General features: G+C 50.9%; 22 protein-coding genes. 7 read left to right on the forward strand and 15 right to left on the reverse strand.

Translation table 11 applies throughout. From position 1 onward, the window contains the following. The first annotated feature begins 39 nt into the window (after nt 1–39). Nucleotides 40–1,236, forward strand: coding sequence for an NAD(P)/FAD-dependent oxidoreductase (locus AAC019_RS04290; RefSeq protein WP_339897340.1), 1,197 nt, complete (start codon nt 40–42; stop codon nt 1,234–1,236). A gap of 40 nt (nt 1,237–1,276) precedes the next feature. On the opposite strand, the gene AAC019_RS04295 is transcribed toward AAC019_RS04290, so the two are convergent. Together AAC019_RS04295 and AAC019_RS04300 are read right to left on the reverse strand one after the other, a co-directional pair. After that, the gene (locus AAC019_RS04295; protein ID WP_339897341.1) at nt 1,277–1,690 is read right to left on the reverse strand and encodes a methyl-accepting chemotaxis protein; all 414 of its coding nucleotides are present in this window, start codon (nt 1,688–1,690) and stop codon (nt 1,277–1,279) included. A 14-nt stretch (nt 1,691–1,704) separates the two neighbouring features. Further along, nucleotides 1,705–2,574, reverse strand: a complete 870-nt coding sequence (locus tag AAC019_RS04300; RefSeq protein ID WP_339897342.1) for a PAS domain-containing protein — start codon at nt 2,572–2,574, stop codon at nt 1,705–1,707. 245 nt (nt 2,575–2,819) lie between these two features. On the opposite strand from AAC019_RS04300, the gene ppk2 reads away from it, so the two are divergent. Beyond that, nucleotides 2,820–3,578, forward strand: coding sequence for a polyphosphate kinase 2 (gene ppk2 / locus AAC019_RS04305; protein WP_339897343.1), 759 nt, complete (start codon nt 2,820–2,822; stop codon nt 3,576–3,578). Between the two features lie 66 nt (nt 3,579–3,644). On the opposite strand, the gene AAC019_RS04310 is transcribed toward ppk2, so the two are convergent. Both AAC019_RS04310 and AAC019_RS04315 read right to left on the reverse strand, forming a co-directional pair. Continuing rightward, nucleotides 3,645–4,748, reverse strand: coding sequence for an alginate lyase family protein (locus tag AAC019_RS04310; protein ID WP_339897344.1), 1,104 nt, complete (start codon nt 4,746–4,748; stop codon nt 3,645–3,647). A gap of 791 nt (nt 4,749–5,539) precedes the next feature. Further along, entirely contained in the window at nt 5,540–6,451 is a 912-nt protein-coding gene (locus AAC019_RS04315; protein WP_339897345.1) for an alpha/beta hydrolase, read from the reverse strand. A 144-nt stretch (nt 6,452–6,595) separates the two neighbouring features. On the opposite strand from AAC019_RS04315, the gene AAC019_RS04320 reads away from it, so the two are divergent. The 3 genes from AAC019_RS04320 (at nt 6,596) to AAC019_RS04330 (ending at nt 9,743) form a co-directional block, all read left to right on the forward strand. Next, entirely contained in the window at nt 6,596–7,678 is a 1,083-nt protein-coding gene (locus AAC019_RS04320; protein WP_339897346.1) for an endonuclease/exonuclease/phosphatase family protein, read from the forward strand. Between the two features lie 69 nt (nt 7,679–7,747). After that, nucleotides 7,748–8,482, forward strand: a complete 735-nt coding sequence (locus AAC019_RS04325; protein WP_339897347.1) for an SIMPL domain-containing protein — start codon at nt 7,748–7,750, stop codon at nt 8,480–8,482. Nucleotides 8,483–8,747: 265 nt separating this feature from the next. Next, nucleotides 8,748–9,743 carry a GGDEF domain-containing protein gene (locus AAC019_RS04330; protein ID WP_339897348.1) on the forward strand — a complete coding sequence of 332 codons (996 nt, stop codon included), beginning with the start codon at nt 8,748–8,750 and terminating at the stop codon, nt 9,741–9,743. Here AAC019_RS04330 and fghA read toward each other — a convergent pair. Both fghA and AAC019_RS04340 read right to left on the reverse strand, forming a co-directional pair. Then, nucleotides 9,740–10,582: an S-formylglutathione hydrolase gene (gene fghA / locus AAC019_RS04335; RefSeq protein WP_339897349.1), complete on the reverse strand. Its 843-nt coding sequence runs from the start codon at nt 10,580–10,582 to the stop codon at nt 9,740–9,742. The two genes, AAC019_RS04330 and fghA, sit on opposite strands and share 4 nt — an antisense overlap. A gap of 10 nt (nt 10,583–10,592) precedes the next feature. Beyond that, complete coding sequence (locus tag AAC019_RS04340; RefSeq protein WP_339897350.1) at nt 10,593–11,711, reverse strand: S-(hydroxymethyl)glutathione dehydrogenase/class III alcohol dehydrogenase; 1,119 nt, start codon at nt 11,709–11,711, stop codon at nt 10,593–10,595. A 105-nt stretch (nt 11,712–11,816) separates the two neighbouring features. On the opposite strand from AAC019_RS04340, the gene AAC019_RS04345 reads away from it, so the two are divergent. Beyond that, entirely contained in the window at nt 11,817–12,695 is an 879-nt protein-coding gene (locus AAC019_RS04345) for a LysR substrate-binding domain-containing protein (RefSeq protein ID WP_339897351.1), read from the forward strand. A gap of 76 nt (nt 12,696–12,771) precedes the next feature. Here the strand turns inward: AAC019_RS04345 and AAC019_RS04350 are convergent, their stop codons facing one another. Next, nucleotides 12,772–13,566, reverse strand: a complete 795-nt coding sequence (locus AAC019_RS04350; RefSeq protein ID WP_339897352.1) for a hypothetical protein — start codon at nt 13,564–13,566, stop codon at nt 12,772–12,774. 240 nt (nt 13,567–13,806) lie between these two features. Further along, the gene (locus AAC019_RS04355) at nt 13,807–14,385 is read right to left on the reverse strand and encodes an MliC family protein (RefSeq protein ID WP_339897353.1); all 579 of its coding nucleotides are present in this window, start codon (nt 14,383–14,385) and stop codon (nt 13,807–13,809) included. 777 nt (nt 14,386–15,162) lie between these two features. Between AAC019_RS04355 and AAC019_RS04360 the strand changes: the two genes are divergently transcribed. Continuing rightward, nucleotides 15,163–16,317, forward strand: coding sequence for an AraC family transcriptional regulator (locus tag AAC019_RS04360; RefSeq protein ID WP_339897354.1), 1,155 nt, complete (start codon nt 15,163–15,165; stop codon nt 16,315–16,317). A gap of 475 nt (nt 16,318–16,792) precedes the next feature. Here the strand turns inward: AAC019_RS04360 and AAC019_RS04365 are convergent, their stop codons facing one another. From AAC019_RS04365 to AAC019_RS04395, 7 genes are all read right to left on the reverse strand, one after another. Continuing rightward, nucleotides 16,793–17,935, reverse strand: a complete 1,143-nt coding sequence (locus tag AAC019_RS04365) for a helix-turn-helix domain-containing protein (RefSeq protein WP_339897355.1) — start codon at nt 17,933–17,935, stop codon at nt 16,793–16,795. 16 nt (nt 17,936–17,951) lie between these two features. Next, nucleotides 17,952–18,761, reverse strand: a complete 810-nt coding sequence (locus AAC019_RS04370; protein WP_339897356.1) for a cupin-like domain-containing protein — start codon at nt 18,759–18,761, stop codon at nt 17,952–17,954. Between the two features lie 24 nt (nt 18,762–18,785). Then, nucleotides 18,786–19,469: a DUF6445 family protein gene (locus AAC019_RS04375; RefSeq protein WP_339897357.1), complete on the reverse strand. Its 684-nt coding sequence runs from the start codon at nt 19,467–19,469 to the stop codon at nt 18,786–18,788. A 29-nt stretch (nt 19,470–19,498) separates the two neighbouring features. Further along, complete coding sequence (locus tag AAC019_RS04380) at nt 19,499–20,983, reverse strand: tryptophan halogenase family protein (RefSeq protein ID WP_339897358.1); 1,485 nt, start codon at nt 20,981–20,983, stop codon at nt 19,499–19,501. 70 nt (nt 20,984–21,053) lie between these two features. Next, nucleotides 21,054–22,619: a tryptophan halogenase family protein gene (locus AAC019_RS04385; RefSeq protein WP_339897359.1), complete on the reverse strand. Its 1,566-nt coding sequence runs from the start codon at nt 22,617–22,619 to the stop codon at nt 21,054–21,056. A 30-nt stretch (nt 22,620–22,649) separates the two neighbouring features. Then, nucleotides 22,650–23,657: a cupin-like domain-containing protein gene (locus AAC019_RS04390; protein WP_339897360.1), complete on the reverse strand. Its 1,008-nt coding sequence runs from the start codon at nt 23,655–23,657 to the stop codon at nt 22,650–22,652. 5 nt (nt 23,658–23,662) lie between these two features. Beyond that, nucleotides 23,663–24,391, reverse strand: a complete 729-nt coding sequence (locus AAC019_RS04395; protein ID WP_339897361.1) for a SapC family protein — start codon at nt 24,389–24,391, stop codon at nt 23,663–23,665. Nucleotides 24,392–24,419: the final 28 nt, after the last annotated feature.

The raw sequence follows: 24,419 nt of genomic DNA on the forward strand, positions 1-24,419 counted from the left end.
CGTATCATGGCGACTTTTGTCGGGCAGGTCGGTAAGGGTATGAAAAGCTACGATGTGATTATTGTTGGCGCAGGCGCTGCCGGCTTAATGTGCGCCGCCACCGCGGCCGCCAGAGGTCGCCGCGTGGCGCTGCTCGATCACGCCAACAAGGTCGGTAAAAAGATCCTGATGTCCGGCGGTGGCCGCTGCAACTTCACCAATTACTTTGTCGAGCCGGCCAACTACCTGGGCGATAACCCGCACTTTTGTAAATCGGCACTGGCGCGCTTTAACCAGTGGGATTTTATTGCGCTGGTCGAAAAGTACCAGCTGGCATATCACGAGAAAACCCTCGGCCAACTGTTTTGCGATAACAAGGCTAAGGATATTCTGAATATCTTACTCGCCGAGTGTGAACAATACGGCGTGGATATCGTCACCCACTGCGACATTGAATCAATCGAGCCAATCGACACCCCGGAGCATCGTTACCAATTGGAGTCCAGCATGGGGCCATGGCGTTGCCAATCCCTGGTTATTGCCACGGGCGGCCTGTCGATACCCACCATGGGCGCCACCGGTTTTGGCTACGACATCGCCAAACAGTTTGGCCTAAAAATAAAGCCGCGCGCCGCCACCTTAGTGCCTTTTACTTTTAAAGGCGAGCTGCTTGCTCTGGCGCAGTCTTTGGCGGGCGTGGCACTGCCGGTAACCATTAGCTGCGCCGAACAGCGCTTTGCCGAGGCATTACTGTTTACCCACAAAGGCATCAGCGGCCCGGCCGTTTTACAGATCTCAAACTATTGGCACTCGGGCGAGGCGATTGTGATCGACTTTTTACCCCAGCTAAACCTTGCCGAGCAACTGAAGCACTGGCGTGACAGCGGCGAAAAAGCGGGGCTAACCAAATTACTGGCGCAACACCTGCCCAAGCGCTTTGTGCAAACCTGGCTCGAATTTCACGGCGCGCACTATGCCAGCGCGCCGGTAGCGCAACTGAGCAATTCCGATATCGAGCATTTAGCTAATTGCCTGCAGCACTGGCATTGTACGCCGGCAGGCACCGAGGGTTATCGCACCGCCGAAGTTACCCGCGGCGGCATCGATACCGACGAGATCTCATCAAAAACATTTGAAGCGAAAAAAGCACCCGGGCTGTATTTTATCGGTGAGGTACTGGATGTGACCGGGTGGCTCGGGGGGTATAACTTTCAGTGGGCCTGGGCGAGTGGTTACTGCGCCGCCCAGTCACTGTAATCTATGCGATGACTTACCAGGCGGCTTCATACCGGGGGGTTTAACGCTCGACTAACTGCCCTACCATTTCGGCAAAGTGGCTTACGCCCTGCTCAATCTCGGTCAGGCCCTCGGTTAAACCCGTTATTTTTGCCTGCCCTTCACCCGAGATGTCCCGGACTTGATCCATTTTCTCCCGTATCGCCCGGGTAAGCTCGTGGTCATGGCTTACCACCGAGGCAATCTCCTGTGTGGCCTCGCTGGTGCGAAACGCCAACTGGCGAACCTCATCCGCCACCACCGCAAAACCGCGCCCCTGATCCCCCGCCCGGGCCGCCTCAATGGCCGCATTTAGCGCTAACAGGTTAGTCTGGTCGGCAATAGAGCGAATGGTACTCACAATAGTACTGATACTGTCAGACTGCGAGTTCAACCGATCCGTAATCTCTGAGGCCTGCGCGATTTGCTCGCTCACCTGATTGGCTGTGGCTACAGCGTCGTTCGGCGCGAGCGCGCCTCGGCGGTGATGTGTGTGGTCTGCTCTGAGGTCGACGAGGCCGTCTCGATAGCCTGCAGGGCCGTATTGATACGAGCCGTGATGTCACTGGCAAATTTAATAACTTTGTACACGCGGCCTTTATCGTCGTAAATCGGGTTGTAAGTCGCCTCCAGCCAAATCGCCTGACCGCTCTTGCCCCGGCGCTCAAACTTGCCCGATTTAAACTCGCCCCGCGCCAGCGACTGCCAAAAATCTGGGTTATTGCGATAAAAAGATTCTGTGCAAAATATTTTGTGGTGCTGCCCGACCACCTCAGTTAATTCATACCCGACGGTTTGCAGAAAGTTTTTATTGGCAGTTAAGATCGTGCCATCGGGGGTAAACTCAATAACAGCCAGCGAGGTATCCAGCGCAGTGAATAGCGCATTGCGCTCTTGCAGCGACTGCTGAGTGGCGGTAACGTCCGAGGCGATTTTTATCACCTTAACCACCTTGGCCCCCGAAAACACCGGAAAGTAGCTGGCCTCAAGCCAGATTATCTCGCCATTTTTAATGCGTCGGCTAAAGGTACCTTTTTGCGTTTTGCCGTCGCGTAAATCTTGCCAAAATTGCTGATACTCCTGAGACTCGACGTAGCCTGGATCGCAAAACATACGATGATGCCGGCCGATCACCTCGCCGGCGGGGTACCCCACCGTCTGTAAAAACAGGGAGTTAGCGTCAATAATTTCCCCCGTGGGGGTAAACTCGATATACCCCATACTGCTCTTAATGGCATTAAGATCCGCCTGTAAAGCACCACATTGACCATCCAACTGGTCCAGTTGCAGCACGAGCTTTTTTTGTTGTCCAAACATCATATTGTCCTTATAAGTCAGGCTCCTTTACCACAACCCGGGCCCTTAACGATTTTCATTGTCCCCACCACGGCAACCCAGTGGCTACTGAGCTACTCTAGAGTAGGTATAGCAGATATTTTAACGCGGTAGCGATACTGTAAATATCGACCCGACAGGGAGAAACCTTTCAGACTTTTTTGTTATTAATTTTGCCTTAAATACAGATAAATCATCTGTGAAGGCGCCACTCGTTAAGGTCAGTGTCCATGAGCACCCCCAGTTATAAAGAGAGTTTACATCACCTTCAGGTTGAGCTGGTTAAACTGCAAAAACACCTTATTGCCAGCGACTTACCGCTATTAGTGATTTTTGAGGGGCGCGATGCCGCCGGAAAAGACGGCGTGATTAAGCGTATTGTCGAGCACCTAAGCCCACGGGAAACCCGTGTCGTCGCCCTGGGAAAGCCATCCGATCAAGAGCAGCAAAGCTGGTACTTTCAGCGTTATGTTGCCCACCTACCCAAAGCCCAGGAGATGGTGCTAATGAACCGCAGCTGGTACAACCGGGCTGGGGTTGAGCGAGTCATGGGGTTTTGCAGCGATGCGCAATACCGGGAGTTTATCGCCACAGTGGTGGATTTTGAGGCGTTGCTCAGTAAATCCGGGGTGCAGATCGTGAAGTATTATTTGGATATTGACCGCGACGAGCAAGCGAAACGGCTGCAAGCGCGGCGGGACGACCCGTTAAAGCAGTGGAAGATAAGCCCTATCGACGCCGTCGCCCAAGAGCGTTGGGACGATTACAGTCAGGCCCGCAATACCATGCTATTGCAAACCCACAGCAACGTTTGCCCCTGGACAATCGTTAACGCCAATAACAAAAAGCGCGCCAGGCTTGCCGTGATTCGCCACTTACTGCAACAGGTAGAATCACCCGCAAAGCTCTTTGATTTTAAAGAGCCTAACCCCGAGCTGATATTTAGCTTTCACGAAAAACACCTGACGAGCGGCCAGATTGCCCCCTAGCCGAGCAGGCGCCACTAAGAAAAGCCGGGGCTTTAAAGCCCCGGCACTCACAACTCAGTCGTTAAACTATTGGGAAATGCGCCCGGAGTAAAAATCCCACAAATCGCCGCCCATTTGCGAATACTCTGTGGTGACTTTCCCGGCCTGTACGATCTGATTGATCAACTCGTCTTTACCAAAGACAGCCGCATAGGGCAGGATCCAGACACGTTTGCCCTCGCTAACGGCTTTTTGCCGCGAGCCAATGTATGAATCCAGGCTACCAGGGCTTACGATAAACCGAGTGGTAATGCCTGCGAGCGCTTTTAACCGTGTCTTAACGGAATCAATATCCACCCCATTAACCACCAACACATCGGCCAGATACATTAATGGGACCATCGCGTAGTTGTGGTAGTTAGCCGCGAGAGAACCGCGCTCTAATTCTTTAGGCAAATAACCCAAGCCTGTGGCCTGATGAATAACCACCTGATTCATAGCATAGTCGAATACAGATTCAGACCAACTCAATAGCTCGGCATCGTCATTTAACACCGACCGAGCGGCTACCGCCCATGCTGCCCAGTAGTCGTGGTTATTAATGTTTTTACTTTGCGCAACTAAACGTGGGTTGTAATCATCGATCACTTGGTACGCTAAATCATCCAACCAATCGTTGGCCTCAGAGGTCACCGAGTAGTCCTCGTAACGAGCATCAAGCTGCATTAGCGTCGAAGAGACTGCCGCCAAAAACCATTTGCGCTGCGCCACACCGGTAGGGGATGTTTTCACTCTCAGTAACGCCGAATCACGGGCCCAAATACGCATATTCTGCGACACACATTTGACGCCTTTAGCGCGTTCGCTCTCTGAATCTGAATAGATTGCTCGCCAACTCTGCTGCGCCACAAAACTCATAAACTGGCGTATATGCTCGACCTTTTTAAGCGAGCTAGCATCGTAATCAGAGCTGAGACTGGACTTAGAAGAATCTGACTGGTCGTATTTACTGTCAATAACTAAATCGCCGATATAAGCCGGTATCAGTTTCTGATCGCAGCTGCCCGAGCTACTCAAAAGACGCTGATAATCGGCGCTGGTCGTTCGATCGTATTGGTAGGGGTTAACAATAGATTGGGACAAAGCGAAAGGCGAAAATATCGCCAATACAAAAACAACAACGGGTCGCATAAGTAATTTCTCTGGCTGGTATAAAATGGCATCCTTGATAATTAAATAAGTGAAAGATCTATTCGCTGAAATGCACCAACAATGCGCACTGAGCTTCATCAAGCGGTTACCGCCTAACAGAAACAAGGCGCAAGTCCGATATGAACCCCCAAACTCCCCCGACCTGAAAACACCGTTGTGCGGCAAGTCATTTTATCGATAGGTGTTTCGGTTGCTAGACAAGTACTTCCTGGCAATCGACGGCGGCAAGTCTATGTTAAAAAATGTACAACGTACTTTGACCCACGCCACACTATTCTAGTTAGAACAGCAATTATGGCGCGTAGAACTTTTATTACTCAGCTGACCATAAAAAACAGACAACAATATTAGACCTCTTAAAAAATCCGATAATAATCGAGGGGCAATATCACTTCACAGGAATTTAGTCGGTAAAGTTATTTTGTGAAGCGCTACCGAAAGATGCCAATCTTAAAACAGGTTTTTGTGTATAAGAGAAAACAAAAACCTGAAAAACTTGCCATAACAATATCGTCATAAGTTGAGCGCACACCGAATGATGCGCGGTTCTGGTGCATTGATACCGAAAAAAACATTCGACCGATCACCAGAGACTTGATGCCATCTCCGGTATTGGACAATGACGATCGTCAGCCGCTTTCTTTCGCTCTGCTCTCTCATTACCGATCACTCTCAAACTTGTCGGCCTAGGCGGTTGAAAAACCCCTTACCTACTCAGGCTTTCAGGCTCGTTCGTAATCTAGGCGCCATTTTGCAGGTGTGTGCCCACGCTAAGGTGCGGTAAACCGTTTCAGCGCGTCCTCCAGCAAGGTGATGTCCATATAAGCCGGATCAATTAAATCAAAATGATCCGCCCCGGCAATAACAATATGCTCACTGTCATCGCCGGCAAGCTGGGCGGCATTCGCATAGGCCTCGGCCAAGTTTGACGGCACGATGCCGTCGTTAGTGCCACTTAACAGTAAACTACTGACCCCCGTCGGTAGCATCTCAATGGGTGAGGAAATAGCCAATCGTGCCCGGTACTGCGCCGCATCAATAGCACGCTGATTAACAATGGTACGCGCTGACTCTCCGCAGGCCGGAGAGGTTAAATCGCCAATGCCCGCCAAACTGATTACGCCATCGACCGCCAATGGATCAGGCTTAAACAGGGGGTCACCCTGCGAAATTTGCCCACGACTGGCCAACCACAGCGCCAGGTGCCCGCCAGCGCTATGGCCAATCACTGTCACCGCGCTGGTATCTAACGGATAGTTCTGAGCTACGACGGGCAAATAATCGGCCGCCGCCGCAACATCGGTAAACATCACCGGCCACTCGCCACCGTTACCCAAACGGCGGTACTCTATATTCCACACGGCAAAACCTCGCTCCGCCATTGCTTGCGCTAACGCCGCCTGAAAATCGAGCCCGTATGACGCACTCCAACAGCCGCCGTGAATCATAATAATCACCGGCAATAAACCACTGCGCTCGGTCGGCAGGTATAAATCGGCAAACTGCGACGCGCTATCGCCCCAGGCGATACGCTCTTGCGTCACTGACTGGTTACCGCTCAAGTCCGGCGCGGGAGCCGACGATGCCCGACTGCTGGCCAAACCACTGCTTGCAGCGGCGCCACCGTGATCGCCACCACAACCGGTGCCGAGCAACATCACCAGTAATACCGCCAACGTCATGAGCGCTGGCCAACACCCGCCATTTTTACCGTGTCGCATAACATGACCACCCAAACAAAAACCCTTTTTATAGCTACGCCTGTGACACACGCTTGGATCTTCGGCTGTGGTACAGTCGAGCATTCAGATCGTCAGGGACTTATCATGCTCACTTTTTTTATCGTGTTAACCGCGCTGCTTACGCTCTTTACCCTGCTACCGCTGGCGCGTATCGATGCCTGGCCGGTGCGGATTCTCGACTTTCCCAGGCTACAGATCGCCGCCCTATGGGTGGCCGACATTATTGGCCTTACCCTTTTATTAGGGTTTGAGGCCACGGCGGCATTAACCATGTTCGCCATTGCCTGTGGCGGCCTGGCCTATCAGCTGTGGTGGATTTTGCCCTATACTCGCCTTTACCAGTGTGAGGTAAAAAGCTGCGCACAGCCCAGCCCCGAGCGCACCATCAGCATCGTAACGGCCAATGTACTGACACCCAACCGGGGGGCCGATCAGCTACTGCAGCAAGTCCGCCAGCTTAAACCCGATCTTTTGGTCACACTGGAGTCGGACCAGTGGTGGCAGGAGCAACTCGATGTACTGCAAGCGGACTACCCTCATACCCTAAAATGCCCGCTCGACAACCTCTATGGCATGCACCTGTACTCGCAGCTACCCCTGCGGGATGCGACCATCAACTTCTTAGTGGAAGACGACAAACCCTCCATGCACGCCGAGGTCGTGTTGCGCTCGGGCGATAAAGTGCGCTGCCATTTTTTGCACCCGGCCCCGCCCAGCCCCACGGAGAATAGCGAATCGTCAGAGCGCGATGCCGAGCTGTTGGTGGTGGCCCGCAGCCTTGAGGGCGTCACCGACCCGATCATTGTTACCGGCGACTTAAATGACGTGGCCTGGTCGCGCACCACCAAAGCCTTTCGCCGTATCAGCCGGCTACTGGACCCGCGCATTGGCCGGGGGATGTTTAACACCTTTCACGCCGAGCACCGGCTACTGCGCTGGCCGCTGGACCATGTGTTTCACTCCGATCACTTTACGTTGGTTGATATGCACCGGCTGCAGCCGTTTGGCTCTGATCACTTCGCACTCTTTACTCAGCTGGCCTTTACTCCGCGCCAGCAAACCCAGCAGGAGCGCCCGGAGGCGAGTGCCGATGAGCAGCAATTTGCCGAAGACAAGGTGGCGGATCAAGACGTGAACAAACATCAAGTCCCCAAACCTGGCCAATAGCCTGGTACCGCCGCCGGAACTGAACCTCTCTCCAGGCGTCCAAAGACCGTTAACCTACAGGAGCTTGCTATGACACCTTTTCAAAAATTACTCTCTGCCACCGCGTTACTTATGTGTAGCGTATCAACCTGGGCACAACCCATGCCCGATTTTCCGTTTATCACGGTTACCGGTGAAGCCGAAATTGAGGTCGCCCCGGATACGGTAACCGTCAACTTTCAGGTCATGGAATTTAACAAAAGCTCCGAGCTTGCCATGGACACGGTAGCCGAGCGCGGTACCGAAGTGGTTGCCCTGGCCAAAGAGCACGGCCTTAGCCACGACCAGATCGAGTCTTACGCGATCGACAAACAGGTACGCCGCAACCGCGAAAATATGAACGGCAATATGGAAATCATCGGCTACGAGGTAACACAGCGATTTACCTTAGAGATTGACGGTTTAGACACCTACGAAAAACTCATGAATGATCTGATGCGCATGGACAACACCACGGGCCTTAATGCCAGCTTTGACATTTCTAACCGCGACGAAGTCATGACCTCGCTCGTTGCTAAAGCCGGCGCCGATGCACGGGCGCGCGCAAACAACCTGGCCGCCGCACTCGATGCCAAGATCAAATCGGTTTATGCCATCACCGAAGATGCCGGGTTTGACAACTTTATGGCACGGTTTGGTGTGAGTGCCGAAAAATTTGGCGCTATGTCAATGGCTGCCGACCGAGGCCAATCATTCGACCTGTTTGCCCCCGAGACCATTACCTTAAGTAAACGTATTAACGTTATTTTTAAGGTCACCCCCTAGCTCTTAAGGCTAGCGCTCAGCGCAGCGCTAGCCCGACTTTAGGGCTGTTAGCAAAGTCCGGCGCGCTCTGGGCAAAACGACTTTCACGCCTAAAAAGATTGCGTCTCCCGCCACAAGTTGCTATATGTTAAAAAGCATAATGATTCACACGGAACCCGGATAGCGTCCACAATACAAAGGCACCGCGCACGAGCCAAAAACCTGAAACCGCAAGAGCAACAAAAATCGCTTTGACTGCCACCGCCCAGAGGCAAAATTCTCGATAATGTTAAAAATACTAAGAGAGCATTTTCAGCTCGCCATGGTCGTGATGCTGTGCAGCTGCGCCATCATTGCTATCGCGCCGTTTGCCATAGCCCGGGCGATATCTCATGAATGGCTAATGGCGGGCCTCGACAGTGCCATCGTCCTGGGTATGGCCATAATTATGGCTCTCGCCTTGCGCACGGGCCGGGTAAAGCTAGCCAGCCTGGTTTTGGCTATTTTTTACAGCGCTGCCGGTGTTGCAATGGTGCACCTGCAATCAAACAGCCTGATCTACTGGATTTACCCCATATCGGTTGCCAACTTTTTTATCTTACCGGCGCGTCTCGCCGTACTGATCAACGTATGCGCACTGGTGGCACTCACGCCACTGGCGCAACACTTTAAAGAGTCACTGGAGTTCTTTGAGATTGTAATCACGCTTTTGTTGGTTAATGCGTTTGCCTGGGTGTTTTCATGGCGCACGGAAGATCAACACCGACAATTGCAACAACAGGCCACCACCGACCCGCTTACCGGTATCGGGAATCGCCGTAAACTCAGCCAATACCTAGACTCAAAAACCATCGATGAAACCGCTAAATTTAAGGGTTCGATTATCTTGATCGATCTGGACCACTTTAAAGATATTAACGACACTCAGGGGCACGATCAGGGGGATTTGGTTCTGCAAAAAGTGGCCAGTATTATTCACGGTCGATTGCGAGCCAACAACGACGAAGTGTACCGCTACGGCGGAGAGGAGTTCTTACTGCTATTACACAACACTGGCTTAACGGGGGCCATTCAAGTGGCCGAAAGCTTGCGGCACGAAATTGCCGAGGCATTTAAAAATAGTAGCGTGCCGCTAACCGCCTCGTTTGGTTGCGCGCAGCACTGCCCCAATGAATCCTGGAGCCACTGGATGAAATGTGCCGACCAAGCCCTTTATCAGGCAAAAGGCAGCGGCCGAAACTGTGTTCGGCCACTGCCCGGCGCCCCGACTACACCCGATTAGCTCTGTAAATAATCGGCGTGAAACCGCACGTGCTCATCAATAAAGCTGGCGATAAAATAGTAGCTGTGATCGTAACCTGGCAGCATCCTAAGAGTCAGCGGGTAGGCACTTATTTCGGCGGCGGCCAGCAGGGCCTCGGGCTTTAACTGTTCGGTTAAAAAGTTATCGCCATCGCCCTGATCAACCAGCGCCGGCACCGTACCACCTTCCGCCATCAAAATACTGGCATCGTACGCCGCCCAGGTATCGCGGTCCTCACCTAAATACGCTTTAAACGCCTTCTGCCCCCACGGACAATTGACCGGGTTGGCAATCGGGCTAAACGCGCTCACGCTTTGATAGCGATCGGGGTTTTTAAGGGCCATCATCAAAGCCCCGTGCCCCCCCATAGAGTGACCACTGATCGAGCGGCGGTTAGTGACCGGAAAGTGCTGCTCAATTAACTCCGGAAGCTCGTGCAACACATAATCGTACATTTGATAGTGCGTTGCCCACGGCGCCTGCGTGGCGTTAACGTAAAAACCCGCGCCCAAACCCAAGTCGTAGGCACCGTCCGGGTCATCGGCCACGCCCTCGCCCCGGGGGCTGGTATCGGGCGCGACAATGGCAATACCCAGCTCGGCGGCGGCGCGAAACGCGCCGGCCTTTTGCATAAAGTTTTCATCGCTACAGGTAAGGCCCGACAACCAATACAGAACCGGCACCTTAGTGCCGTCAGAGGTTACCGGTGGCAAATAGATGGCGAAGCGCATGGCGCAATGTAAGGTCGCCGACTGGTGCTGATATTGCTTGTGCCAGCCGCCAAAACTTTTATTGCTGTTTAACAATTCAAGGCTCATACATTACCCACTATTTATTAAAGTGAATGACGCTGCGAATCGACTCGCCCGAGTGCATTAAATCAAACGCTTTATTGATGTCATCCAACCCCATGGTGTGGGTAATAAAGTCGTCTAATTTAAATTTTCCGGCCAGGTAATCGTCGACAATACCCGGCAGCTCAGTACGGCCTTTAACGCCGCCAAAAGCGGTACCGCGCCATACCCGGCCCGTTACTAACTGAAACGGTCGGGTGCTGATCTCTTGTCCGGCACCAGCGACGCCGATAATCACCGACTCGCCCCAGCCTTTATGGCAGCACTCAAGGGCCGAGCGCATCACATCGACATTACCAATACATTCAAAGGAAAAATCCACCCCACCGTCGGTCAGCTCGACAATCACCTGCTGAATAGGCTTATCGTAATCCTTGGGGTTAATGCAGTCGGTGGCGCCCAGCTTTTTAGCCAGATCAAACTTACGCTCGTTCACATCGATAGCAATAATACGGCCGGCACCGGCCATGGTCGCGCCAATAATGGCCGACAAACCAATACCGCCCAAACCAAAAATCGCCACGCTATCGCCGGGTTGTACTTTAGCGGTATTCAACACGGCGCCCATACCGGTGGTAACGCCACAACCTAGCAGGCATACCTCTTCCAAAGGCGCGGCCTTGTTGACTTTCGCCAGCGAGATCTCGGGCAGTACTGTGTACTCCGAGAAAGTCGAGCAGCCCATGTAGTGATAGATCGGCTCGCCGTCTTTATAAAAGCGGGTGGTACCATCGGGCATTAACCCCTTACCTTGGGTCTCGCGAATTTGCCCACACAGGTTGGTTTTGCCCGAGGTACAAAATTTACACTCACCACACTCTGGGGTGTACAGCGGAATCACGTGATCGCCGACTTTTAAATCGGTTACTCCCTCGCCCACTTGCTCGACGATGCCGCCGCCTTCATGACCCAAAATGGCTGGCCAATTGCCCTCGGGGTCATCACCCGACAGGGTAAAGGCATCGGTGTGACACACACCACTGGCAACCACCCGAATAAGAACTTCACCGGCCTGCGGCGGCATCACATCAACCACTTCTATGCTTAATGGCTTGCCGGGGCCCCAGGCCACGGCGGCGCGAGATTTAATCATGTCATTCTCCTTTACGTGTTTTCGCTATTGTATTGGCTCTGCCTGAGTTAATAATCATGGTAACCTGTAAAACTTTATTACCCTAAAGTAACAATAGGGGCCAGAATGGCTGATTGGGAAGGTATTAACGAGTTTGTCGCAGTGGCCGAAACCGGTAGCTTTACCCGTGCCGCCAACCGCCTGGGCAGCTCGGTGGCTCATATTAGCCGGCAAGTTAAGGCCCGCGAACAGCGCATGGGCGTCAGTCTGCTCGTGCGCACCACGCGCAAAGTCAGCCTGACCGAAGAGGGCCGGGTGTACCATCAGCACTGCCGGCAAATTCTGGATGCCCTAACCGCCGCCGATAGCGCACTGGCCAATTTACAGCACACGCCCACGGGCCACCTGCGCCTTACCGCCCCGGTCTCGTTTGGCGAGAAGTATCTCGCGCCGCTGATCAGCGAATTCGCCCAGCGCTACCCGGGGCTGAGTATCGATTTACAGCTTAGCAACCAGCGCCTGGATTTAATCGATGAAAGTATAGATCTTGCGGTGCGCATTGGCCTGCTTGAGGACGAGCAGTTAATCCCCCGTAAGCTGGCCGAGCGCCAGCCTATTGTCTGCGCCGCCCCCGAGTATCTGGCCCGCCACGGCCAGCCCCATACTCCCAGCGAGCTGGCGCAACATAACTGCCTGCTGGGCACGTTAGATTACTGGCGCTTTAGCATTAACGGCCGGGCGCAAAACCTGCCCGTTAGCGGCAGCCTGCGCTGCAATAACGGCCCGGCACTGCGCAACGCTGCCTGCCAGGGGTTAGGGCTAGTGCAACTGCCCGATTACTACTTGCACCGGGCGCTGGCCAGCGGTGCATTAGTCGAGGTGCTAAACGCCTACGCGCCGCCAAGAGAGGGGATTTGGGCGCTGTACCCGGCCAATCGCCGGCTCTCGCCTAAAGTACAGTTACTGGTTGATTACCTGCAAGAGAAGCTGGCTAAACTGCATTGAGCGAGGCTGTTAATAGCAGCAAGGTGGGCCGCAGGAGTACTCCACCGTGCTGCAGCGCCAGGATCTAACCTGATACTTACAATTGGTAATTAAACTCAATCCGTTGATCGCCCTCGGCAAAATCAACGTTCTCGTTCCAGTTGGCAAAATAACGCACATTAAAGCGCGGGCTGATTTGATAACTAACCGCAAACTCGTGGGTTAAGATATCGCCGTTATCCGGGCCGTAGTAATTATCTTCGTAATTGTCCGAGCCAGAGATAGTGGTTAACCAGAAGGGATTGTAGTTAATCCAAATTTTATCGGTTACGGTGAGTTTACTGTACATACCCACCAGGCCATAAAAGCCCATAATTGAATAACCGCTGTCCACCGAGGCGTCATCTTCAATAGCGTTTTTACCCATGGAGACACCCGCGCCCGCTAGCGGGTAAAAGTTAAACCGCCCCATTTTGGGTAATGCCTGAATAAAGCTGTAAGAAACGTCTGCGTTGTATTCAGAGACCAAACTTTGCTTGAGATTCACCGTGGCATCGAGCTGCACAGCGCGGCCATTGGTTAAGTTGGTACTAAAATTACGAATCCGAAATGAATCCACGGAGTTAGTGGTTTTGCTATCGCTACGCCAGCCTAAGGTATCACCGTAAATTCCCTTTACTTCAATCAGGTTCATACCCGCCGTGGTCGGGTCGCCGGTATCGTAGGTCTGCCCTACCTTTAGGTTGATCCCTTTATCGGTAAACCCTGCCCCAACCTGGGTATAAATCGCGAGGGGGTCCGACATATCCTGAACGTCGTCGTCCGCCCAGGTCGCCACCGACAGGCCCATTATCGCGACAGCGCTGGCCTGTGATATCAGTTTAGTGCTCATTCCTTTTACCTCTTCCTTATGGTGCTTAAGCGTTAGCACGCTATAAAACAACAGTTACCCAGTTTTAACTGGGTCCGCCAAAACAGCAATTTTCAGTGTGCCTATGAGGCTTACTTCTCGCGGCGACGAGGGCCAATCACACCCGGCCTGCTAATCGCTCTGTACGGGTTTGCGATACCTCGCTGCGGTGCACAGCCCTCCGCTAGCGCCCCTTGTAAGTAAGCGCTAGCTTTATACCCGTCACTGCTCGCGGCAGCCTTGGTAAAGAGTATCGCCCGATTGCTGCAACATCGCTTCAGCCCCTTTCGACCAGTAAGTTATGGTGCCATTTGTGTACTTAGCGCCCGACGCCGAGCGCTCGCGGGTCAGTTTGTAGGTGGTGTGTGATTGCGCATCGGATAACATCAGCTCGTTGGGGCCTAACGTAACGCGCTGATCATCGGCGCGATATTCACCAAAAAACACCGTAAAGCGGGCATCCCCGGCGCACTGATATTGCACTTTGCGAGCGGCTTGCCCGCCATCGGCCTGCTCGTCATCTAAACAGCGTGGTTTTTGATATTCCATACAGGCTTTACGGGTACAGGCCGCTTCAGCTGCGCCGGGCGCCCGGCGACAGGTATTACAGCCATCAAAAAAGCTTGTGCAGCTCTCAGGAATAAGCTCGCGCCAACTAGAGGCATCGTACCTTGGAGTCTCGGTTATGCTGGCGGGTTTTGCCTCGGGCGGCGGGGTTACCGCGCTTTCTTGCTCGGAACAGGCGGCCAACAACAAGCCGGCAACAAGCATCAACGCAATAGGTAAAGAGGGTAGTTTCATTCTCCAGTCCTTCGGGTTAGGTAGCTTTTACGCCAAGGGCATTGGTAGGCACTCGACTCCACGCGGAGCCAACCGCTTATAGCAAGTTTACCACCTGTGAGCCTAGCAGGCTGTTGTAAAACCCCTTGCATGCTCAGCGTGGCCTGAAGCGTGCAGCTGCTGTGCATTGTCTCGACGGACAGGGTGGTTCCCTTTGCTAGAGACAAGGCGCGGCAGATGTGCGCTTCAGACCTCGCCCTACGGGGCTTTCAGGCTGGCCCGTACTCGTCGTTGCCACGTTTCGATGGGTGGGCACACACCTTCAAAATGGCGCCTAGATTACGAACCAGCCTGAAAGCCTGAGTACGTAAGGGGTTTTTCAACAGCCTGCTAGCTTGTTTTAGCCAAACTAACAGCCTTTACACTAAACCCGGTATTTATATGTGCCGTTATGATGTGTCATTCACACTTGCGGATAAGATACGACTCAAACCCGCCCCCTAGACCGCCTAATTGAGAATAGCCCACAACGCCAGAACAAATAGCAGGTTTATTGTCCATCAGCGCCCAGGGCGTGCAAAATATAGTTTATTAACACCAGCTTTAGCCATTTGCTGCGCCAGAGCCTACGCCACTGAGGCCGAGTCCATACCGCCGATCAGTCAAAGCGGGCCTCAGCGGCGTTAGGCCCGGAGCATTGACCATTGCGAACCCCAGTATTTCACTTATACTATGACAAAACACAATAAAAGCTGTAGCTACTAGACCTGACACTACTTAAAATAAGCTGCCCTCTGCATGGATACTCATATCTTTAATATTCACGACGTCGTGCTGTTAATGACGATGATCGAGTGCGTACTGCTTGCGCTTTTTCAATGGGCGCTGCCTGTTACCACTAAGCGCTTAGCCAGCGCACTACTTATTAGCTTTTTGCTCATCACCGGCATTCAGTCACTGTGTGTGTTAGTGTTGTGGAACGATGCCGTGCATATAGGTACATTTTTTGACCTACACATTGTCCCGTATTTGTTGACCTTTGCCGTGCTCGCCAAGGGGCCTGCACTGTTCTTTTATGTCTTATCGCTCACGCAGCACTCTTTTGTACTGAAGCGTAAATACCTTACCCACCTGGCTCCCGTGGCCGCCGCCTGGTTATGCCTGGCAACGTTTGCGATTGACAGCGACGATTTACGCTGGCGCAGCGCTACCGCCACGGCCACGTCTCAGCAAATCGTCAACTATCTGTGGCACGCCACTAAGCTGGTACCTTTTATTTATGGCTTGGCGGCGATCTACGTAATCAGCCGCTATTACAGTAAGCTAAAAGAGCAGTACTCCTCCATTCCCACCAGCGAGCCAAGCTGGCTATCGATACTCACTATGGGGTTCTCGCTAAGCTGGGCGTTTTCAATTTTTGTCCATATTGGCGCGCAGTTTTTATCAACCGAAGCCTCAGATTGGCTAGGGATATCAGAAAATTACTTCATTTTTATCTTAATCAATGGCTTGTTCACCTACAGCCTTGCCTACGCTCACAATGTGCAAACCACTAAGGCCGAGGAGATTACCAAAGCGCCGGTGGCCGATCGCCCCGATGAGGAGGCCATACAGAAGGTTAAAGCCGGCATGGAAGAGCAACAACTGTTTTTAGAGCACAACTTAAATATCGAAGAGTTTTCGACCAGAATCGATCTGCCGGTACGAGATGTATCCGGTGTCATAAATAAGCACTTTGGAACCAATTTCTTCGAGTTTATGAACTCTTACCGGGTGAACGAAGCTAAGCGATTGCTAGAGGACCCCGACTCGAAAGACATGACGATCCTGGACATCTTATTGCAGGCAGGCTTTAACAGTAAGTCCGCATTCCATCGATTCTTTAAACGCCTTGTAGGCATGTCGCCCTCGGAGTACCGCAAACAAGCGATGCAGGCAAATAAGGCCGCTTAACCCTCTCGTAGCCGCGCAGAAAGCATCACCGGTCGATTGTGTTGAAAATGACCTTATAAAACAGAAACACGAAGGCAAGGGGGGATAAAAAGGCCCCCTCAAAGAGGGGGCAATCACATGAAGGAGAGTTGGAAATATTCACATATTGCCAAGCTCACACCGACAGCCACCTGACCTGCTGCCGGCCGAACACGAGTAAAAACCGGAGAGACCGGCTGCCCTTTCACTCGTATGAGTATAGATTGACACTCCTTTACATCAGTTTCGTCCCACCTTTAAAAATCCCTCAAGATGGGAACCTTAACAAGGTCCGAGATTGTCCTCAGCCCAGTGTTTATGGGGCCAGAACCACTTTCCAAACAAGAAGTGGGATCTATTCGGTCGCCACTTTTATCCACCGTGTGGGGGTTTTTGACACCAAGCTGAGTCAGCGTTTGGTAAAAGCGCGACAGCCCATAAACACGACTGGCAAAAGCTACTTGGCAGGGCTTGCTGAATGCTGGGCACGGCGGCGAAAATCACTGGGCGAAGTTCCCACCAGGCGGTTAAAAAAGCGGTGAAAAGACGATTTATTATTAAAGCCAGACGCCAGTAGTACATCCAGAATTGTCATATCATTGGCCTTTGGGTCAGACAACAACCGCTTGGCCTCCTCTATACGGTGCTGATTAATAAACTCAAAGAAGCGTGTGCCTAAGTGGCGGTTAATGGCATGTGACACAGTGCGCACCGGCAAGCCTATTTTTTCTGAAAACTGATCAATATTAATACTTGGTTGCAGGTGCAAACGCTGAGTCTGAATCCCCTGCTCGATAACCTGTAAAACCTCATCGGACACTACATCTTCTTCCTCCGGATGCGTCTCGGATTGCAAACTAACAAACCGGCCAGTGTAAATAAGGCTAATAAAGATGAGGCCGTTCATTAATAAAAATCGAATAAAATTATGTGACGTGCCAACGGTATCGGCAAAGACCCCGCCCACCAAATCAGCACTCACGACCACTACAATTGACCAGGCCCAGCTAATCAAAAAGCATACACTGAGCACCGCCATCCAGGTAATCTCCGACCCCGGCAACTGCGACATATGTTGTTTGGCGCGATGCATATAAAAATACAGGGTCGAAATAGACCAAATAGCATAAGCCACTGACAGAGCACTGGAGGAATACCATAAAAAACTCGCCAGCGTACTAATAGTCGAGCCACCCAATCGTTGCTGCAGGTCTGAGCTTACTAAGCCGGTGGCCAACACCACAATAACCGCCACCAGCGCCGGAATTGTATGCAATAGGTGAATCGGGCGCGGCGGAACACTGCTATATAGCAGCGAGCGGACATAAAAGTAAAACAAAGGGCCGCGCACAAAGTGGCTCAAACAAAAAGTCAGAGGCAATAAGTGCTCACGCACAAAGGTCGGTATCGGAAAGTACGGATTCCACATAATTAGGTTAGTAATCATGTCAAGCATTACCACAATCAAAAATGCCACCAGCAAATAGCTGGCGCGCTTGCCCGAGCCTGGCTGAGCATAACGGTACGAGGCTATTAAAATCGCCTCAAAAATTGTGATAATCAGAAATATATCGTGGACATTAAATATACGTGCATCCATAGGGATGGGCTCATTATTATTTGTTTAAGGTAGGTGTGGCTCCCTGCCACCAAAAATTCACTAAAATATTTACGTCGTTTATTGACTCAACGTTATGCCACCAGTATTTCGGCATATATAAGGCATCTCCTGCATCAAGGTTGGCCACTTTTGCAACCTCTATTGCTTTTCGAAATTTCGGATACTGGGAAAAATCTGGTCTTTTAATATCCACTACACTGATAGGCCGACCACCAGGCGTGTCCTGCCTATGAGTGATGTAGAGATTCTCCTCTTGCTCTGGTGGAAACAGCGTAAAACGGCGGCGCCCCACAGCAACGCAAGCAACATTGTCCAACTTGTCGTTATGGGTGGCTACATTGACAGAGTTACCGATCCATATGTTCGGTTGCACCTTCTCGGGTAGAACCTCTATCGTGCACTCTTTTTCTAAACCTGGAAGGTATTCTGATATGCTTTTAGAGCCAATGTAAAATGCAGCGGGATTATCTCGCGCTTGCAGGCCATGCAAGATTTTTAAGGCATCGGGCAAATAGCCTTTCATAGACTCAAAGTTAAAACGATCCATGGTTTCACGATAAAATAATCTTCCCTGCTCCTGTGGGGCGGCAATCATTGCATCAAACGCCATCCCTGAGTCGAACCGCAATAGATGTTCCGCAAGCTGCGCAAAGGAGAGCTTCCCTGACTCTACTAGGGGCCAATGCTTTACCATTCCTTTGATCATGAGAGGCTTATCACAACAGAGCAATGTGGCCCTTGCAGATTCTGACAAGGAGCACCAATTATCGACCGAAGCAACATGAGTTAACTGATTACCTGACACAGGCCTGACCTATTGTAAAGATTGCTATTGGAAATTAATAAATATATTTGCTGTCAAGCGACCGCTACCAGGATCAGCATTGATGTCGGTACTCGGGTTTATCAACCCAGAGTGAAGCAGGTTTCCCGGGTACACCAACATACGCCCTTTTTTATAAGGTATCGAATGTATCAATTCAAAATGATCGTTAGTCTCTTTTACATATTTACTCTCTGGAGCACCAAACTGATCCATATGCTGTCTTGCCGCTTTAACAAATAACGGATAACGGGACGCACTAATGCGTTCAAAACCAGTGGGAATATGGCGAAAAAAACCCGTCCCTCCATGCTCTCCCTCCGATAAGTAATGTAACACCGCATAATAGTGATCGAGATTTGTATCAAAGTGTGGAACTCGCTGCAAAGTCGATAAATCTCTCTCCGGCATACTCACTAAAGAATACAGTCCATAGTGGCCCGACTCGACTATAGCCGACGGAAAATCATAAGTCTTTCGCACAATCGGATCCAATGCCTCAAGCACGTCTTTAATATACGTCTCCGGCAGTGACGCTCTCACCCCGGGGTAGCCACCTGCCGGGGCGGCGGCGAAGCTTTTCTGCGACGGTGCAGACCGTTTCAGCGCATCAGCCGGCCAGAGAAAATCATCAAATACAACAACTGGCGTTTTTTCTTGTCCCACATAGGTGACTGAGTAATCACTCATAAACTTTCACCGTCGACGCAGCCACTTTATTAACTTTTGGTTTTACAATAAAAATCCAGAAATTTTTGATGCGAAGGAAGCTTATCAACATTAGTTCGCATACTTTTTCTTAATGAAGCTAGAAAATCTTCAAGCTCATTATCGCTCATCACATCAGCGATAGGGTGGTAGGATTTTGGCTCAATACCTTGCCCCATCATTACCTGCATCCAGGATTCTTCGCCAAACAGCTCATTCTCGATCTTAAACACCCTACCCGAATCACGAAATAGCGATATCTTTTGCTCTAACGCCGCGGGGATTTCCATATGCTTACAATAGCGCCAAAAATCACTGTCCTCTCTTTCGGTAACCTTATAATGCAAAATAATAAAATCTCGGGTTCGCTCAACTTCCAGCTTATTTTGAATATTAAACTCGTCGATATCCGACTGCTGAACGCCGAAAGATGGGAAAAGCTGCATAAACCGAATTAAGCTTCGCTGAATCATGTGAATACTGGTGGACTCGAGAGGCTCTAAAAAGCCACTGGCCAGCCCAAGAGCCAAACAATTTTTGTTCCAGTGCTTACGGCGCGTTCCGGTGCGAAACCGAATCGGTTTTATATCGTTAAGTGTGGCACCGTTAATATTATTACGGAGCAATTGTTCGGCCGCATCATCATCCAGATATTTACTGCTGTAAACCAGCCCATTACCGACCCGTGTTTGCAAGGGAATGCGCCACTGCCAGCCCGCATCATGAGCGATAGACCGAGTATAAGGAATCGGCTCTCCCAGTGATTCGGTTTGCACTGCCATAGCACGATCACAGGGAAGCCAATGAGACCAATCCTCAAACCCTGTATTTAGCGCGCCCTCAATCAACAACGCCCTAAAGCCGGTACAGTCAATAAAGAAATCTCCTGCCACCAGCTCACCTGAGGCAAGATTCAGGGATTCAATATCACCGGTCTCAGGGTTTAAATTCACGTTGGTGATCTTACCCTCTTGCCGGGTTGCTCCCCAGCCTTCACTTAGGCGGCGCAAGTACGCTGCATATTTTCCGGCGTCCATGTGATAGGCGTAGTTCATTCCACCCTTTGGCAAAACGGCAAACTTACCTTCCCGGGCGGCTAATATCTCTGCGCAGTAATCACCATAGGGATGATTGATGCCCTGCTTTTTCCCAGCCAACCAAAAGTGAATAAAACTACATGCCCAACAATCTTTACCCGCGTACCCAAAAGAATGTAGGTATTCATGCTCGTTCTGGCGCCAGTTCTGAAATGATATCCCAAGCTTAAATGTACCGTTAACCTCTGCCATAAACTCTCGTTCATCTATGCCTAGGATATTATGGAAGGTCATCAGAGGGGGGATAGTTGCCTCACCAACGCCAACTGTAGGGATCTCATCAGATTCAACCAAAACGATCTCAACTGTACGCCCCATGGTTTTAGACAATAGCGCAGCGGCCATCCAGCCAGCTGTTCCTCCACCCGCAACGACAACTTTTTTAACTTTATTTTGCATGGCAACCTCTGAGTTTTATTCTGCCAGGGCCGTCAGCTCAGCGAGAGACACAAAAGGCACTGAACAACAACTATATTTTTGCAAACTCGCTATTAGAAATTTTTGTTAGCAGTGCTCTATTTTTCTGTAAGCCGCGAATTAACTTGTTAATTTTATTTTGATTTTCTTGAAACAACTCAAGCGCTCTTGCATTCTCATTAGATGATTTTCGGCGTGATTCCATATCAACACAAAGGTCAGGGCGCATGCCATATAGCACGTACTGAAAACTTGCCGAGGGGAATAACTCTGACCTTGCCATCTCATCACCGAGCCAAGGCGGCCGTTCTCGCCACAGCGTTAAAAGGTCATTCAATGAGTCTGGCAACGTCTCGCTGCTACGCTGATCTACCCAATAGTCACTATCCGCACGTTTACTTAGTGCATAGTGAAGTTTCAAAAAGTCGACTATTCTTTCCCAGTGCAGAGTAAACTTAGTATTAAAACGACGAGAAACAACAGCCATGGATTGCCGGCTACGAGGCAACTCTTCGGCCAGCATTTGCGCGGATCGCTCAACCAACACCAGAGCGGTAGCCTCCAATGGTTCAATAAACCCCGCTGACAAGCCAATCGCAATACAGTTCTTATGCCAAAACGTTTTGCGGTAACCCGGCTCAAACTTTATATGGCGAAGCTCGAGTTTTGCAACTTTTTCCGCGCCTAAACTAGCCTCAAGATACTCTCGTACAGTGTTTTCCGCAGCCGTCGCGCTGGCATGTGCACTGGAATAAACGTAACCCACACCGCGGCGGCTGGGCAATGCGATATCCCACACCCAGCCAGAAGGTTGCGCGGTTCCAATTGTGCAAGAAGCAAGATTAGCACTACTATCTGTGTAAGGAGCTTGGGTAGCAATTACGCTATCGTTAACCAAAATTTTTCTTAAACTCTTGCTTGCAATGCCAAAGTGCTCTCCTAATAGCAATGACTTAAAGCCGCTACAATCGACAAACAAGTCTCCCTCAACACGACTCCCTGTATCAACGCAAAGCGCCTGAATATAACCATCGACATCATTGTCTACACTGACAACATTGGCGTACTGATGCTCGATAGAAAGTTTCTGTACACAATGATTGCGTAACAGCTCTGAAAACTTAGCGGAGTCCAGATGGTACCCATAATTTAGTACATAAGCGTATTCCGGTGTCGCCATTTGCTTGGGGGCAAGCCCCATCTCACAAATCGCTTCCTGTGCACAAACCGCTCCGGCAAAACTAACCTTATCTTTGTGAGCAGACCAGTAGGGTGCAAGATTAAACGCACCGTACTCACTGGGCAATGTAAAGGGGTGATAGTAATGCTCACCTTGCCCTACGGACCAGCCAACAAATTTCGACCCCTGCTTAAAACTCACATTACAAGTACGAATAAATTCTGTCTCATTGATACCTATTTTTTTTAACGTATCGCGCATAGAAGGCCAGGTGCCCTCTCCCACACCAATCGGCGCCACATCCGGCGATTCAAGTACGACTATTTGAATCCCTCCGGGATCTGACCCAACGGCATGCTCAGCCGCCAACAGCCCAGCGGTTATCCAGCCGGCCGTACCGCCGCCAAGAATTACGATTTTTTTAATGGTGTCGGTCATATTTTCTATTGTTAGAATCGTTATTGACGACTAACTTTTCAGTTTTTTTGCAAAATTTAGCCAACCCAGCCGTATCGCCCGCTCATTTTTCGTGTCGAGAATGCCCCTCACGCCCTCAGGGATATGCTGCTGTGCAGCATCGTCCGAATTAAAGACGTAATGCTCAAACATGGCTCGCCACGCGCGACGCTGAGGCTCTGGCAGGCCCCGCAAAGCCAATATAGCATGCTCAAGCGCCAAATCCGGCGCGCCCTTATATTCTGGCGTCTTGCGCCACCAGTAGTTAACGAGCATGTTAACGCGGTCAGTTCCCCTCACATGATGCCACCACAGCGACGGAATGTAGATCGCATCACCCGGTTGCAATACACACTCAACTGATTGGCTTATAGCCTCTTTAAAGTTGGGGAAGACTGTATAGTCCGGCCGATCAAAATCGACCAAGCTTATTGCGCGGCCAGAGGGTGTCTGATCCACGGGGCCCAAGTACAAGTTTTTTATTTGATCGGGCGGAAACAACGTAAATACCCGCCGCCCACTTACACAACACGCCACGTTATCCGGGCTATCATTGTGCGCTGCGACCGTAGTTTCGTTACCCAGCCAGAAATTTACGGTAGGCTTATCAGCGCCAATATCGAGATCATTCTCCGCCTTGAACCCAGGCAACCAACGATCGACCAAACTTGAGCCTACGTACAAAGCCCGCGCCTGCCCCAGCGTTAATTTGTCGGCCACTTGCTGCAATAAAGCAGTGCCACGCTCAAAGGTGTAACCACTAAAATCCTTTTTATAACCAATACTCGGCTCGCCGTCCTGCAGACCGGAATAAACGGTTAAAGGCAAGCGAGCATCAAACTGCTGCAGGTAAGAAAACAGCTCCTCGGCGGAGCGCTTAGCCGCCTTAACCGCCGGCCAACCACTGATCAAACCCTCAAATTTTACCGGCGTATCCGCATCTAAAACAGCGTGTAAATCGGCAAGCGGCAACCCACTGCTACAATCAACCGTTGTTATATTCTTAGACGATGCACTCACAGCATCTATGACGCTAAGCTGGCTGGAGAAGCCTGCTTTGATTTGCGATTAATTAACTTCCGAATATTTGTAACTGAGGCAATCGCCATATAGATGGGCTCCAGAAAGTCCTGCTCATACAACAGGTGAAATGCTGCCGCATCGAGCTGTTTTAACTTGTCCTCATTGACGGCATAAAAACCCATCAGTTGACCTTGCGTGCCATTGTCTAAGGTAATATCCACCGTCACTGGCTCCAACAGGTTCAAGTCTGTGATTGCCGCTATAAAAGCGTTGTTGTGCTCAATCCAAATGTGTATAGCCTCAAGCATACCGGACATCCGCTCAAGGTACTCAGTAGGGGCGCCGTGTTCTTCAAACAGGGCGGCCCCGTCTGTTTCACTTACTTTTGGATGATCAAGGTCGATATTAACCAGACGTTTTTTATCTTCACCGTACAAGCCAATAGAGAATGGAATTCGTTGCATCATCAAAGGGATATAAGCCGCATCCCACTCACCACTCTCATCAAGGAAAAGGTTTTCACCTTGCTCTAAGCCAAATAATGCCGCAGGTATAAATCCACCCGCTTTGGCATCTTTATGGAATAAAATCGGGTAATCAGCCTGCACACTACGAAACTCGGCAGGATAGGTGGGAGACCACATCACATTATCACCCAAAGCGCTCGAATATTTGAGCTGAACTTTTAGGTGTTTATGCTTGTCGGCTGTCAACAATACAGTGTTGGCCATGACGCCACTCCTTCATTATCATTTTATT

Source organism: uncultured Gilvimarinus sp. (genome assembly GCF_963975215.1).
Lineage (GTDB): Bacteria > Pseudomonadota > Gammaproteobacteria > Pseudomonadales > Cellvibrionaceae > Gilvimarinus.